General features: G+C 68.8%; 14 protein-coding genes. 9 read left to right on the forward strand and 5 right to left on the reverse strand.

Going from position 1 to position 14,324, the window contains the following annotated elements; genetic code table 11:
- Positions 1-7: 7 nt before the first annotated feature.
- Positions 8-853: an MIP/aquaporin family protein gene (locus tag OG736_RS41260; protein WP_327187020.1), complete on the reverse strand. Its 846-nt coding sequence runs from the start codon at positions 851-853 to the stop codon at positions 8-10.
- Positions 854-1,293: 440 nt separating this feature from the next.
- On the opposite strand from OG736_RS41260, the gene OG736_RS41265 reads away from it, so the two are divergent.
- Positions 1,294-1,860 carry a DUF4760 domain-containing protein gene (locus OG736_RS41265; RefSeq protein ID WP_327187021.1) on the forward strand — a complete coding sequence of 189 codons (567 nt, stop codon included), beginning with the start codon at positions 1,294-1,296 and terminating at the stop codon, positions 1,858-1,860.
- A 120-nt stretch (positions 1,861-1,980) separates the two neighbouring features.
- Here OG736_RS41265 and OG736_RS41270 read toward each other — a convergent pair whose 3' ends face one another.
- A complete protein-coding gene (locus tag OG736_RS41270) occupies positions 1,981-2,823 on the reverse strand; it encodes a GntR family transcriptional regulator (protein ID WP_327187022.1) in 843 nt (280 codons plus the stop codon).
- Between the two features lie 311 nt (positions 2,824-3,134).
- Here OG736_RS41270 and OG736_RS41275 point away from each other — a divergent pair, with 311 nt between their 5' ends.
- From OG736_RS41275 to OG736_RS41300, 6 genes are all read left to right on the forward strand, one after another.
- A complete protein-coding gene (locus OG736_RS41275; RefSeq protein ID WP_327187023.1) occupies positions 3,135-4,400 on the forward strand; it encodes an extracellular solute-binding protein in 1,266 nt (421 codons plus the stop codon).
- 44 nt (positions 4,401-4,444) lie between these two features.
- A complete protein-coding gene (locus tag OG736_RS41280; protein ID WP_327187024.1) occupies positions 4,445-5,455 on the forward strand; it encodes a carbohydrate ABC transporter permease in 1,011 nt (336 codons plus the stop codon).
- Complete coding sequence (locus tag OG736_RS41285; RefSeq protein ID WP_327187025.1) at positions 5,452-6,291, forward strand: carbohydrate ABC transporter permease; 840 nt, start codon at positions 5,452-5,454, stop codon at positions 6,289-6,291. Before OG736_RS41280 ends, OG736_RS41285 begins: the two co-directional genes overlap by 4 nt.
- 41 nt (positions 6,292-6,332) lie before the next feature.
- Positions 6,333-7,862, forward strand: coding sequence for a beta-N-acetylhexosaminidase (locus tag OG736_RS41290; RefSeq protein ID WP_327187026.1), 1,530 nt, complete (start codon positions 6,333-6,335; stop codon positions 7,860-7,862).
- 63 nt (positions 7,863-7,925) lie between these two features.
- Positions 7,926-9,359 (forward strand): cellulose binding domain-containing protein, encoded by a 1,434-nt coding sequence (locus OG736_RS41295; RefSeq protein WP_327187027.1) that lies wholly within the window; start codon positions 7,926-7,928, stop codon positions 9,357-9,359.
- A 305-nt stretch (positions 9,360-9,664) separates the two neighbouring features.
- Complete coding sequence (locus tag OG736_RS41300) at positions 9,665-9,955, forward strand: hypothetical protein (protein ID WP_327187028.1); 291 nt, start codon at positions 9,665-9,667, stop codon at positions 9,953-9,955.
- A gap of 112 nt (positions 9,956-10,067) precedes the next feature.
- Here the strand turns inward: OG736_RS41300 and OG736_RS41305 are convergent, their stop codons facing one another.
- The 3 genes from OG736_RS41305 to OG736_RS41315 form a co-directional block, all read right to left on the reverse strand.
- The gene (locus OG736_RS41305; protein WP_327187029.1) at positions 10,068-10,304 is read right to left on the reverse strand and encodes a hypothetical protein; all 237 of its coding nucleotides are present in this window, start codon (positions 10,302-10,304) and stop codon (positions 10,068-10,070) included.
- Positions 10,305-11,890: 1,586 nt separating this feature from the next.
- Complete coding sequence (locus OG736_RS41310) at positions 11,891-12,322, reverse strand: hypothetical protein (protein WP_327187030.1); 432 nt, start codon at positions 12,320-12,322, stop codon at positions 11,891-11,893.
- Complete coding sequence (locus tag OG736_RS41315; protein WP_327187031.1) at positions 12,315-13,349, reverse strand: hypothetical protein; 1,035 nt, start codon at positions 13,347-13,349, stop codon at positions 12,315-12,317. The genes OG736_RS41310 and OG736_RS41315 overlap by 8 nt, the downstream gene beginning before the upstream one ends.
- 298 nt (positions 13,350-13,647) lie before the next feature.
- Here OG736_RS41315 and OG736_RS41320 point away from each other — a divergent pair, with 298 nt between their 5' ends.
- Positions 13,648-13,887 carry an Imm32 family immunity protein gene (locus OG736_RS41320; RefSeq protein WP_327187032.1) on the forward strand — a complete coding sequence of 80 codons (240 nt, stop codon included), beginning with the start codon at positions 13,648-13,650 and terminating at the stop codon, positions 13,885-13,887.
- A gap of 67 nt (positions 13,888-13,954) precedes the next feature.
- A complete protein-coding gene (locus OG736_RS41325; RefSeq protein ID WP_327187033.1) occupies positions 13,955-14,308 on the forward strand; it encodes a hypothetical protein in 354 nt (117 codons plus the stop codon).
- Positions 14,309-14,324: the final 16 nt, after the last annotated feature.

The raw sequence follows: 14,324 nt of genomic DNA on the forward strand, positions 1-14,324 counted from the left end.
GTGGGTGTCATTCCTCGGGGGCCGGAACTCGGCCGGGAGGCTCGGGCTCCGCCGTCGGCAGGAACCGGCCGATGAAGGCCTTGTAGAGGCCCGCACCGAGCAGGCCGCCGATCAGGGGACCGACGATCGGCACCCAGAAGTAGAGATTCCCGTACTGATCTCGCCATGCTGTGCCGTATCCCGTGATGAAGCTCGCCAATCGGGGCCCGAAGTCACGTGCCGGGTTGATCGCGTAACCCGCGTTGGTACCCCACGCCATACCGATGGCCACGACGATCAGACCGACGATGAACGGGGCCAGGTTGGCTCCCGGCGGCGTGTTCAGCAGGTCCGTGACCGCCAGGATCAGCAGGAGCAGGATGGCGGTGCCGATGATCTGGTCACGGAACGCGCCCCACTCGTGGACCGGCAGGTTCGGATTGCCGTTGGCGGGGAGCGTGGAGAACACGCCCTGTGTCTTGATGGTGTGCCCGGGGTCGGCCTTCGCCAGTGCTTCGGTGTAGTTCCACCGCACGATGAGGGCCGCCACGAAGGCTCCGGCGGTCTGGGCCAGCGCGTAGGGCGCCACCTTGCTCCACGGGAAGCCCTTGAACGTGGCCAGGGCGACCGTCACCGCCGGATTGAGATGGGCGCCGCTCAGTCGCGCCGCGACGTAGACACCCAGGGTGACGCCGAGGCCCCAGGCCCAGGCGATGCTGTCGTGGTTTCCGAGTCCTCCCGCCGGCGTCGTGAGCGCTCCACCGGCGACCACCTGGGCCACCACGCCACAGCCGAAGAGAATGAGAATCATGGTGCCGACGAACTCGGCCGACAGTTCGCCGACCAATCCCAACCTTTTGAATCGCTCAGCCATGGAAGCCCGCTTCCCGCCGGCACTGAGCCGGCACGTCGACTGCTCGAGCTCTCCCGGACAACAGCATAGGGCGATCATGGACCAAGCGCACAAATAGGGCGTTTCCTGTCCTTCCCGGCCTCCCCGCCACTATGGATGCGGCACCCTCGGCTACGGGGCGCCCACCATCCGTGAGCGGCCCGTAGTCGAGGGCGTCGACAGCCGCAGGGCACCCCACCACGGGCCGGCGACACGCCTGCCGAAAGCGTGCAGGATCGGCTTGCCCGGTGCGTCCGGCCTGCCGACGGCGATGTCACTGGTTCGACAGCAACCGAGTCATGTCGAACGCGTCCGGACTCGGGGTGACCCTTTGGGCGGCGAAGTTTGGCAAAGCGCGACCAAAAGACTCCGAATGTGCCCATCCGGCCTGTCGGCGGCGGCTCCTGCCTAGCGTTGACCGGATGCTCAAAGCCTTTCTGGTCAATGTCCTTCCGGTGGTCATCGCGGTGACCGCCATCGCCATTCCCACCTGGCTCGGCATGCGGCAGACCCGTGTCAGCCGCCATGCGAACAACATTCAGCCCATGATCGCTCTGCTCGCCGAGTTCCGGTCGGCCGCATTCCATGACCAGCACGATTACGTGTGCGCCCGACTCCAGCAGGAGCACGCCCCGGACGGCGGGGTGCGCGGGCTTCCGCACGACGCCAAAGCGGCCTTCTGCAACGTCGTGTACTACTACCAGACCCTCGCCAACCTGACCGTCTTCAGGATCGTCGACGAGGAGGTGTTCCTGCCGCTCCTGCGGCACCGGATCGTCAGCGTCTGGCAGGCGGCCCGGCCCTACGTGGAACGGGAACGCGAACTGAGGGGCAGTGACGGCTCCTACCTGTCGGCGTTGGAGGAACTCGCCTCCCGGACGGCCGAGCTGCCGCACACGTACCTCCACGAACGCATCGCAGCCAGTCGGTCCGGTCGACGGTGGTGGACGCGGCGGCGCCGCTGGGGTCGCTCGCGCCGGACCGCCTGAGGCCGGGTGGGCGTTCGCCGGGCTGCGGGGGTGGGTGATCGGTTCGAACGGCAGCCGCATGCGTTGCCGCCGGCGCCCGACGGGACGCGTCTTCCGGCCGCGGCGCTCGTGCCGGTGCTGTCAGCGGGCGGGCTGGATGTCGCCCTGGGTGGTCAGGGCGACGGAGTCCTGGTGGGCGAAGGCGCCCGGCGGGATACCCGGGAGGTGTCCCGCCGTCGCGGTGGACTCGCGGGTGGCCGCGGGACCCAGGGTGAGGCGGGAGACGATGCGATAGCGATCGCCCCGGTAGACGGAGTGGACGTACTCGACGGGCCGGCCGTCGGTGTCGCTGGTGAGGCGCTCGAACAGGAGTGCGGGAGACAGATGGGGCACCCCGAGGAGCTTGGCTTCCGCCTGGCTGACGACGGTGGGCTCGATGGTCTGCACGGCTTCGCTGACCTGGATTCCGTGCCCGTCGCGGAGGTGGTCGTACAGGTCGCCGGCCTCCAGTTCCCGAGCGGTGAGGGCGGGTACCAGGCCGGCGCGGATGTGCAGGTGCTCGATGGCCATGGGGACGCCGTCGACGAGGCGCAGCCTGGCCGCGTAGACGACGTCGGCGGCCGGTGACAGACGCAGCTTGCGCCCGACGCGGGCGCCGGCGGCGATGGTGGTGAACTCCAGCAGGCGGCTCGACCAGGCGCCGGAGGCCCGTGGGAGGGCCATGGTCCGCTGGTCGGAGACGAGTTCCTGGGTGATCTTCTCGGGCGCGACGAACATGCCGCGCCCGTGCTGGCGCACGAGGAGGCCCGCGGCGACGAGTTCGTCCACGGCCGCTCGCAGCGTCGGCCGTGAGACGCCCAAGTCGGTGCACAGGGACCGCTCGGAGGCGATGGCGTCGCCGGGGCTCAGTGACTCGATGAGCTCGAGGATGTAGTCGCGGACGCGCTCCCGCTTGAGAACCGCCCCTGACCCGCCAGCGCTCATGTGCCGCTCCTGCCCGACTGCGTGTGATGCCATGCGATGCCCTGTGGTGCCTTGCTGTGTCATGCGATGCCCGCGATGTCACTTGACCAGCTCCCTATTGTTGACCACTCGGCGGGCACTGGTCAGGTGCAGTCTAGCCACTCCGGGCCCCTCGGGCAGGTGATTCCTCACTCTGTGCGCACAAAGCCCCGGATAACGAGGGGGGTTGACGCTTCGATTGGTCTATGCCACCTTCATCGACCAATGAGAGGTCACCTGACCAGTTGGTTAACTGGTCAGGTTGCCCGGTGCCTTTCTCCCAGGGGTGAACTGTGAAGCTCCGCATGCTTGCAGGTGTTTGCACACTGGTGATCGCTGGAGGCCTGAGCGCCTGTAGCAGCTCCGATTCGTCCGGTGGCTCGGACGGGGGCACGACGACGATCGACGTCTGGCTGATGCGCGACAGCGTCTCGGCCCGGTTCCAGAAGGAGTTCGTCCAGGGCTTCCGGGCCGCGCACCCGGACATCGAGGTCAAGGTGCAGATCCAGGAGTGGGACGGGATCGGCGAGAAGGTCACCGCCGCCCGCGCCAGCAACGACGCCCCCGACGTCATCGAGACGGGCAACACCCAGGTGGCCCAGTTCGCGCAGAGCGGCGGGCTGCTCGACCTCAGCGACAAGGTCGACGAACTCGGCGGTAGGGACTGGCTGCGCGGCCTGGCCGAGCCCGGCGCCTACGAGGGCAAGCAGTACGGCATCCCGTACTACGCGGCCAACCGCGTCGTGATCTACCGCACCGACCTGTTCCGGAAGGCCGGCGTCGATCCGGCCGCCATCAAGACCCGCGACCAGTGGATCGCCGCCACCGAGAAGCTCAACAAGGGCGGCACGCAGGGGATCTATCTTCCCGGGCAGACCTGGTACGCGCTGGCCGGGTTCATCTGGGACGAAGGCGGAGACCTCGCCAGGCGGTCCGGCGACTCCTGGGAGGGGACCCTCGACACCCCCGAGGCCCTGCGTGGCATGGACTTCTACAAGAAGCTCCAGGCCCTGGGCGAGGGACCGCGGGACTCCGACGAGGCGGAGCCGCCACAGGCAGAGGTCATGGCCAAGGGGCAGGTCGCGCAGATCATCTCCACGCCCGGCGGTGCCAACGTGGTCACCGAGAGCAACCCCGCACTCAAGGGCAGGCTCGGCTTCTTCCCCATCCCCGGAAAGACGGCGGACCGGCCCGGGTCGGTGTTCATCGGCGGCTCCGACCTGGTCGTCCCGGCGGCCTCAGGCAAGCAGGACGCCGCGTTCACGTTCATCGAGGAACTGACCGGTGACGCCTGGCAGCGCAAACTCGCCGTCGCCATGAGCTACGTACCCAACAAGACGACCCTGGCCGACGCGGTCGCCTCCGATCCGGGCGCCGCGGCCATGGCGGAGGGTGCGGCCGTCGGCCGGGCGACGCCGAACACCCCCGCGTGGGCCGCCGTGGAGGCGAAGAACCCCATCAAGGACTACATGACCGCGGTGCTCACCGGCGCCGACGCCGAGGCTGCGGCCGCCGAGGCCTCCGAGTCGATCACCGAGGCCATGCAGTCGGGCTCCTGAGCCGCCCCCGCTCCCCGCGCCCAGAACCGGAAGGAGACGACGTCGTGTCGATCATCCGCGAACGCGCAGCGATCCGCCTCCCGCTCGGCCGGCCCTCACGACGGCAGCCACTGCGGGGGTCACAGCGGCCGGCCCCGCCGGGCCCGGGCCACGGACGCCGGCCCCGGCCCGGCCGCGCATGGCCGTACCTGCTGGTCGCCCCGACCGTGCTGGGGATGCTGTACCTGCTGGTGTATCCCCTCGCCCGCACGGTGCTGATCTCGTTCCAGGACTTCAGGCTGCGCCAGCTCATCCGCGGCGACGCACGGTTCGTAGGGCTCCGCAACTACGAGACGCTGCTGACCGACGGCCACTTCTGGCAGGTCGTGCGCCGCACCTTCCTGTTCATGGCCGTCGACGTCGTGCTCATCATGCTGCTCGCCACCCTGGTCGCCCTGGTGATAGAACGGCTGGGCCGCCTGGGCCGCACCGCGGTGCTCAGCGCGCTCGTGCTCGCCTGGGCCATGCCGGTCATCGCCGCCACCACCGTCTTCCAGTGGCTGTTCCACTCGGAGTTCGGCATCGTCAACCACACGCTGACCGGGCTGGGCTTCGACTCCTTCGACCGCTATCCCTGGTTCGCGCACGGCCCGGCCGCGTTCACGATCCTCGTCCTGCTCATCGTCTGGCAGTCCGTGCCGTTCGCGGCCGTCACCCTCTATTCGGCGCTGGCCACGGTGCCGTCGGAGCTGTACGAGTCGGCTCGCATCGACGGTGCCCCGGCCGGACGCATCTTCCGCTCCATCACCTTCCCGATGATCCGGCCGATCTTCATGCTCGTCCTCTCGCTTGAGGTCATCTGGACGTTCAAGGCGTTCGTGCAGATCTGGGTGATGACGAACGGCGGGCCGGGCGACGCCACCACCATCCTGCCGGTGTACGCCGTCCAGACCGCGCTGTCGAGCCAGCGCTACGACCTCGGCTCGGCGGCCTCCATGGTCACCGTGCTGATGATGGCCGCGGTGCTCGTCCTCTACTTCCGTCAGCTGTTCCGTCAGGAGGGCGAAGCCCTGTGAGTTCGCCGCGCCCCCGACTTCGACGCCTTCCGCTGCACGTCGCCGCGGGTACGACGATCGCCGTCTGCCTCTTCCCCGTCTACTGGATGGTCGTCACCGCGTTCAAGCCCAACCGGGACATCCAGTCCGACCGCCCGCAACTCCTGCCGCAGACCTGGACCCTGGACCACTTCCGCACCGCCGTCGACGCCGACGGGTTCGCCCTGTTCTGGCGCAACAGCATCCTGGTCACGCTGGGTGCCGTCCTGCTCGCCCTGGCGGTGGCGCTCGGCGCCGCCTTCGCCGTGGCCCGGATGCGATGGCGCGGCCGGCGCCAGTTCGTGCTCATGGTGTTCATCGCGCAGATGGCACCGTGGGAGGCACTGATCATCCCGGTCTACATCATCTCCCGCGACACCGGCATGCTCGACCGGCTGCCCACGCTCACACTGATCTACTTCATGATGACGCTGCCGTTCACGATCGTGGTGCTGCGCGGATTCATCGCCGCCATCCCCGCCGAACTGGAGGAAGCGGCGCAGGTCGACGGTTGCACCCGGGCCGGCGCCTTCCGGCACATCGCCTTCCCGCTGCTCGCCCCCGGCCTGATGGCCACCTCGCTGTTCGGCTACATCACGGCCTGGAACGAGTTCACGTACGCCAACTTCCTGATCATCAAGCACCAGGACAGTCGCACACTGCCGGTCTGGCTCTCCTCGTTCCAGAACGTCTTCGGTACGGACTGGGGCGCCACCATGGCCGCCTCCACCCTGTTCGCCCTGCCGGCCCTGGCGGTGTTCCTGCTGCTCCAACGCCATGTGACCGCCGGCTTCGCGGCCGGAGCCGTCAAGGGCTGACCGTCCGGCCTTCCCCGCACGCGGACCCCCGGGAGACAACTGTGCCCGCACCCCCTCTGGACGCCACGCTTCTGCCCCGGCCGACCAAGGCCCGGGGGAGATCGGGACAGTTCACGTTCACAACCGACACCTGCCTGCGCGTCAGTGAAGGGGCCGAGGACGCCGCGCGGCTGCTGCGCACCCTCCTCACCCCCGCTTCGGGCCTGCCGCTGCGCCCCGCCGACGACGCGGAGGTCGTCCTCGCCCTGGACCCGGACCTGACGGGTCTCGGCCACGAGGGCTACGGCCTCACGGTCGGTCCACACTCCGTGCTGCTGCGTGCCGCACGGGCCACCGGCCTGCTGCGCGGGGTGCAGACGATCCGGCAGCTGCTGCCCGTGCAGGCACTGGCGCGGACGCCGCAGCGCGGGGTGCGGTGGACTCTGCCCTGCGCCGAGATCACCGACGTCCCCCGCCACCCCTGGCGCGGGGCCATGCTCGACGTGGCACGCCACTTCCAGCCGGTGGAGTACCTGCGGCGCTACGTCGACCTCCTCGCCCTCCACAAGATCAACGTGTTCCATCTGCACCTGACCGACGACCAGGGGTGGCGGATGCCGGTCACCGCCTACCCCGAACTGACCGAGATCGGCGGCCACCGCACCCAGTCCATGACCGGGACGACCGGCGACGACTTCGACGGCATCGCACACAGCGGCGCCTACACCCGGGCCGAGCTGGCGGGCCTGGTGGAGTACGCGTCGGCGCGTGGCGTGACGGTCATGCCGGAGATAGAGATGCCCGGCCACGTCCGCGCCGCCCTGGCGGCCTGTCCCCGGTTGGGCAACGATCCCGGCCGGGCCCTGGAGGTGTGGACCCGGTGGGGGGTGTGCGACACCGTCCTCGGCGTGCACGACGAGGTCCTCGACTTCTGCCGCACCGTGCTGGAAGAGGTCATGGAACTCTTCCCGTCGCCGTACCTCCACATCGGCGGCGACGAATGTCCCCTCACGGAGTGGGAACGCAGCCCCCTGGCCCGGGCACGCATCGCGGCCGAGGGCCTGAGCGGGCCCGCCGACCTGCACCGCTGGTTCCTCGGCCGGATCGGGGACTTCCTCCTCCGCAACGGGAGGCGCCCGGTCGGCTGGGCCGAGAACGGCACCGAACTGCCCGCCGGATTCACCGTGATGGCCTGGCGCGACCCCGCGCACGCCCTCGCCGCCGCCCGCCGCGGCCATGACGTGATCAACGCCTACTACCGGGCCACCTATCTCGACCACCCCCAGAGCGCCGGTCCGCAGGAGCCCCCCGGCCAACCGGGAGCCGTCGTCGGTCTGCGGGACGTCCACGGCCACGACCCGGTGCCCGAAGGCGCGGCTCCGGACGTCGCCGCGCGGGTGCTGGGCACGCAGGCCCAGATGTGGACCGAGTTCGCCGCCACCCCGGAGCGCCTCGAATACCTCAGCTATCCGCGCCTGTGCGCCCTGGCGGACCGCGGCTGGAGCGGCCCCACCGAGTGGGGCGACTTCCGGTCCCGTCTGGACCTGCACACCGCCCGGCTCGACGCACTGGAGGTCCGCCGCCGTGCGTGAGCCGCGCGCGAACCGCCCTGACCCAGCACAGAGCACAGCACCCTGCCCCGGAAAGGAATCACCATGAAGTCGAGAACCCGTCCGAGCCGGCTGCGCGTCGCCGCAGCCTCAGCCGTGGCCGTCGCCCTGGGCGCCGCCGGCCTCGCCGCCCTGCCCGTCACTGCAAGTGCCGCGGCCGCCGACGTGGCCGTCCAGTACCGCACCAGTGCCACGGGCGCCACGGCGGACCAGGCCGAGCCCTGGCTCAAGGTCAGGAACACCGGTGACGGGGCCGTCCAGCTCAGCACCGTCAAGGTCCGCTACTACTTCAAGGCCGACAGCGCCGGCGCGGGCTACCGCTTCGCCTGTTCCTGGGCCGTGAGGGGCTGCGCCGACATCACCGGCACCTTCGGCACCCTGGCCCGTCCCACGGCGACCGCCGACCGCTATCTGGAGATCGGCTTCACCCCGGGCGCGGGCACCCTCGCGCCCGGCGCCGACACCGGGGACATGCAACTGCGTTTCCACCGTGCGGACTGGCAGTCCCTCAGGCAGAGCGACGACTACTCGTTCGGTCCCGCGCAGACCGCCTACGCGGACTGGTCGAAGGTCACCGCGCAGCTGTCCGGCGCCACGGTGTGGGGCACTGCCCCCGAAGGCAACGACCCGACCGACCCGCCGACCGACCCACCCACCGACCCGCCCACCGGGGGGCAGAGCCTGTTCGACGACTTCGACTACACCACCTCCAGCGACCCGAGGATCGCCGCCCACGGCTGGAACGTGCGCTCGAACTCGGGCGGTCCCGGAGTGCCCGGCGCCACCTGGGCACCGGAGAACGTCACCTTCGCCGACGCCGCCGGCAACTCCGTGATGAACCTCCGGACGTCGACCGCGGGGACGGCGGACAGCACCAAGCAGACCGAGGTCCTCACCAAGGCGACGAAGTTCAAGAAGGGCACCTACGCGGCCCGGGTGAAGTTCTCCGACGCACCGCTCTCCGGGCCCGACGGCGACCACCTCGTCCAGACCTTCTTCACCATCAACGACCTCACCGCCCCGATGGCCGACAACTACTCGGAGTACGACTTCGAGTACCTTCCCAACGGCGGCTGGGGAGAGCCCTCGAACATCCTCTACACGACGTCCTGGGAGACCTACGATCCGGACCCGTGGCAGGCCGTCAACCAGCACACCGAGTCCCGTCAGAGCCACACCGGCTGGCACGACCTCGTCCTGACCATCGACGACAGCGCCATCACGTACTACGTCGACGGCCGGCTCTTCGGCGTCCATGACGCCGCCTACCTGCCCGAGCGGCCCATGTCGATCAACTTCAACCAGTGGCTGATCGACCTGGCCGGCCAGACCGGCACGACGGCCCGCGCCTACGACCAGCAAGTCGACTTCGTTCTCCACGTCAAGGACCAGGTCCTGACACCCGCTCAGGTCACCGCCAAGGTCAACGCCTACCGCACCGCAGGGACCACGTTCGAGGACACCGTCCCGGCCGGCTAGACCACGCCCCTGAGAACCTCCTTCCAAGGAAGCCCCGGCTGGACGGGTAGGACCAGCCGGGGTGGTGACCAGTTTCGGGCCCAGGCGGCTGTGTACGCGGACGGTGACCGGTGCGACCAATGTCTGACGGCCCGTCAACCTCCGCCGACATCCCCGCCGCCAGCCGGGCGCAAGGAGGTGCGTGCTCTGCTCGCCGAGCCGAGGGCGTCGGATCGCAGAGAGCGGTCCGGGCACCCATGTGCCCCTGTGGCGTCGGGGAGTTGCCGATTTCGTGGGTGCGCGCGCCACTGTTTATGATCTTGGTCATGTCTGTGCAGAGCTTTGACAAGAACCTCTCCCGTAAGCAGAGACTTCAGGAGAAGCAGCGCCGTCAGCTGGCGGTGGTGGACACCGTGGACAAGGCCGAGACCAAGGTCCGCAAGGCAGAGGTCGAACTGGCCCTGGCTGTCACCGAGGCGGTGCAGGTGTTCGGTGACGAGGAGTCCGCGTCCGAGGGCCTTGACATGCCGGTCGAAGTGATCCGGCGCTTCCTTGGCATGGCCGAGGACGAAGCGTCCGGTGCCGACAACGTCGTCGAGATCGCCGACAAGACCTGAGATCTTCGGCAGCCCCGGACGGTCACCGGTCGCATGGGCAGTGCGGCCCGTGCGGCCCGTGCGGCCCGTGCGGACGAGCGAGCCAGGTCCTGGAAGCATCGGTGCGAAGGCATCAGTCGAATCGGTCGAAGTCGTTGATCTGATCGCTCGTTGTGGGGCCGGTGGCCTGCCATTGCCCAGGACTCAGCAGACGTGCCCGCGCGGCCAGGCGGCGCAGGGCGGCGACGGCGCCTTCGTCGAGTGGCGCCCCGCTGTAGCCGATGTACGCCACAACACCGGGCACCGGCTCCCAGGCCAGCGCACCGTTGCCACCCAACGCGGACGTGATGACTGCGGGCTTGCCGTTCACGGTCCCTGCCGTGCGGACACGGCCGGCGTACAGCTGGTCCTCAAGGCCGCCGCACCGGGCGACGCCGGTGAAAGTCAGGCCTCCTGAGAGCTCGTTGGCCTCCCCGGTCTCGGCTGAGCCGTATCGGGCCTCGTGTATGTAGGGCGGCCGTGAGCTGCCGGTCGCCGTCACCGACAGTCCGGGCGGCGATTCGACGACGGGGCGGCCCGAGACGACGCGAGTGGCGACAGCGACAGCGATCAGTTCGGACTGTGGCAGATCCCCTCGGACCCGCACGTACGAGCCTCCGACCGGCCAGGTGATCTCGCGATCGCGACCCCTTCCCGAGACGCCGCCGACCTGGACCGGGCGTCCTCCTGTCGGCGCCGGTACAGGGAACGTGACCACCGCGCCGTGTCGTCCCAAAGACCCGTCCAAGCGTCGTAGCACCACCGTCGACGGGCCCGCGTCCGCTGTGCGGTCCCGCCTGATCAGCGTGGCACCCTGAGGCAGTGGCAGCCCTGTGATCACCATGCCAGGGGTCTGCCCCGCCCTGACGGTCGTGTCCGGGCCGTCAGGAAAGGCACTTCCGGAAGCCGATGCCGACGACGAGTTCAAGGGCGTCGCCGGAGCTTCCTCGTCCGACCCGCTGAGGGTCACGATGCCCACCACGAGGGCGGCGGACAGCGCCGTGGCCGTGGCTGCTGCGATCAGCCGACGTGGTGGCCTCCAGGGCGGTCGGTCCGGGCCACTGCTGAGCACATCCCCCATGTCTTGCAGTCTGCCCCACAGGTTCCGGGCGGTACAACGAGCTTCGCCGTCCGTGCGGAGACCTGGCCGCGTCCTGTGCGCCGGTCCGGACAAGAGTGTCTCCCCGGCCGCTGCGGTACCGCAGCGAAGTACAGCAACCAGCCGAGAGTTCGGCACGCAGAGGCCGTGCCGGAGCCATGGCAGATCGTGTGTGCGGAGGGGGGAAGACGAACGACGGGGAACACCGGGGAATCGGCCGACCTCACATCAGGCGCCGACACCACTGGGCCGCAGGTCAGACTCAGAGCAGGCCTTGGATGCCTCTACTTACCGAGCTGAGGGCTCAGGGCACCGAGCCGAGGGGTACGTTGCGAGGATGCCGACCGAGTCCATACCAACCTGTCCCCAGTGCGGTGGTCCGTTGAAAGCCGGCGCGATGGCACTTTGCCACCGGGAGGAGGACGACCGCCGAACCTGCCGTGTGGTCTGGGGCTGCCCCGACCAACACGTCTGGTGGAAGTGGGCCGACCGTCCGACCGCCGCGCTGGAAATCTGTCCCTACCCGGATCTGATGAAGGGCTGACAGATGCGGCAGACATCACGACGCCGGACGGGGGCGTACAGCAGCACCCCTGGCAGGGCGTCGCGGCAGCCGACGACCGTCGCCAGACCCACCTGAATCGAACTCACGCGGGTGTCGCAGCTTCGGATCGTCCCGGGAGCACCAGGCGAAGGCCCCGGACCGATCATGTCCCCGGGCCCGTGACATGCCATGTGAGCAAGCCGCCTCTCCGCCCTGTGGCGCCGCCGGACCAGCTCGCGTCCCGGCGGCGGTGTGATCTCCGAACGCGTCGCGGTCAGAGATCCCATACTTGATCTGGGTCGTCCAGTGCCGCGCGGACCTGTGAGAGGTCTCCGATGTCCGCGAGCGGCGAGCTCTTGGCGATGTCGACGATTCCACGCACGACGGTCTGCAGCACGTCGCCGTTGCCCTCGTCGAGTGCCCTGTCCAGCCGGGCGAACATCTCCTCATAGATGTTGCGCCGTTCCGCGAATGCCTGTGCGAAGTAGTCCTTGAGGACGGCTTCAGCGGCCCGGATCCGAGCGACCTCCGTGGCTTCGTAGGCCTCGATCCGGGCTCTCTTGGTGCTCTCGACCTCGTGGATGTGGATGCACTCGCGGGCGGCTTCAACAATCTGGTTCAGCGCAGCGAAGCCGTCCATCGCCCGAAACGAACCCTTGGCCGCGTTGACGACCCTTCCTACATGCACCTTGGGTTGGTCAGTCATCTTGAGTCTCCTCGGTCAATGGTCGGTACCTGATGGTGAGGTTCGCGCTGCGCTCGTCCAACTCGCCTTCGGCGTCCACGATCGGAGTCGCCGCTACGTCGCGGACCGCCATGACCAGTGTCATGGCCCGCTGGAAGCGTGCGGCGTGCCTCGACGGATCGAACGGCTCGGACTCCAGGCGCTCCAGCGCCTCAAGCGCTCGGAAGGTGAGGTCCGTGAGAACCTCGCGCAGCTCCGCGGCGCGAGCGTCGACGCCCTTCAAGTGAGCGTCCGTCTGGTCGAGCTCAGCGATTGCCACGGCGATCTCCGCCTCGAACTCCCTCGCTCGGGTCATCGCCTTCGTACCGCGGCCCTTGACGACCAATCCACCGACGAGCAGCGCGGGACCGATCGTGACAAAGTTGAGCGCCGTAGCTCCCAGGGCCATCCCGCCGCCACCCGATACAAGCGAGCCACCGCCCAGGAAGGCGAGGGTCGCACTCTCAGCCGCGGCGCCCGTCAACCCCGAGATCGCCGCTCCGGTGCTCGCGACTCCGAAGCTGCTCGCCGCCGCCGTGATCCCAACGCCCGCGCCTGCGCCCGCCGCCGCGGATCCGAGAGCCCCGCCGATCCATGCCACGGCGTCGACATCGAGGCCGCGAAGCCCGGGCATCTTGGCCATGGTGACGTCGATGCCCTCCACCAGCAGCCGCTCGCTCTCGCGCACCTGTCGCTCATGGCGACGCAGGAAGTCGCCCATGCGTACGACGACATCGACGAGCGCCTGCCTCTGCTGCTCCCCCAGTTCATCGAGGAACGCGTTCGTCGCTGCCAGGGCGTCCTCGGCCTGGGCCAGGCGTCGCTCGTAGTCCTGGCCCGCCTCCTGCAGCCGGTCCTTCGAACGCTTGAGGTCGTGGGCGCCTTTGCCACCGAGGGCGACCCCGCTACCGCCGGTCGCCACACCGACACCGATAAGAATGATTGGTATGAAGAACGGCACGATCCCCCCTTGGGTGCCCCATGACCCTGCGCGAACCAGCAGGTTCAACCGTCACATTGTGCCCTCACTGAGGCCCATTGCTTCTCCACGGGACCGGCGGGGTCGACGTCCGCGACTACCTGGGAGGCAGTCTGGAAGCCTGTGCGGTCGGCTCAGTTGCCTGAGGGCCCGGCCGAAGCCCAGCCGTCGATGAACACAGGTGAACGCCCCTGTACACAGCCCACCGGCCCACCGACACGTTGGGAAAGCGTGCGCCCTCGGTGCTGGACGGTCCCCGAGTACGCGATGCTTGGGTATGGCCCTTGAACCTGACGCTTCTCCGTCGACGACCACTCACGTGAGTGCGGTGACCGACGGAGTCACCCGAGTCTTCACGTGGGAGGAAGGCGTACACGTCGAGGTCCGCAACCTGGGCGGAGAGATCGTCATCGAGGCGAACGCCGCCGGGTTGAGGACGCTGGCCGGCCACCTCCTCACGCTCGCCCAGGCCGACACACCGGATGGCGCCCACCTCCACCTGGAGGAGGCCAACGGACTTGCAGAGGGGTCCATAGGCCTGGTTCTGGAGAGGTGTGACGAGGAATGATTCCTGTTCCGAGCCACTCCTTCGGCCTCACGCCAGGGTGTGCGGCATCAGCAAGCCGGAGGGATTCATGACCGACGGTCGACGCGTCGACGACCACGCAGCGATGTCGTTGCTGACCTACTCCGCTGTGATCGAGATTCGAGCCATGGCCCGGCGGCACAAGGCTCTGGCCAGTTGGCCCGATGATGACTTCGTCGCATGCATCGCCTGGCTTGCCGACCTTGTTCACAACATTGCCATGGGTGCGAGACGAGAACCCCGGTGGAAGTTCTGGCGTAAGCAGAACCGCCCCATGGCCTATACCTGGACTGTGGCAGGCCCGGCCGGTCAAGCATGGATCCAGGCGACCCTCTCCAGGAACGGACTGGAGTGGACCCCACCGCCGCTGCTCCCTGTCCTGGTCAGGGACGTCCACGGCTGACATGTACTGGCTTCTT

Source organism: Streptomyces sp. NBC_01334 (genome assembly GCF_035983595.1).
Taxonomy (GTDB): Bacteria; Actinomycetota; Actinomycetes; order Streptomycetales; family Streptomycetaceae; genus Streptomyces; species Streptomyces coriariae.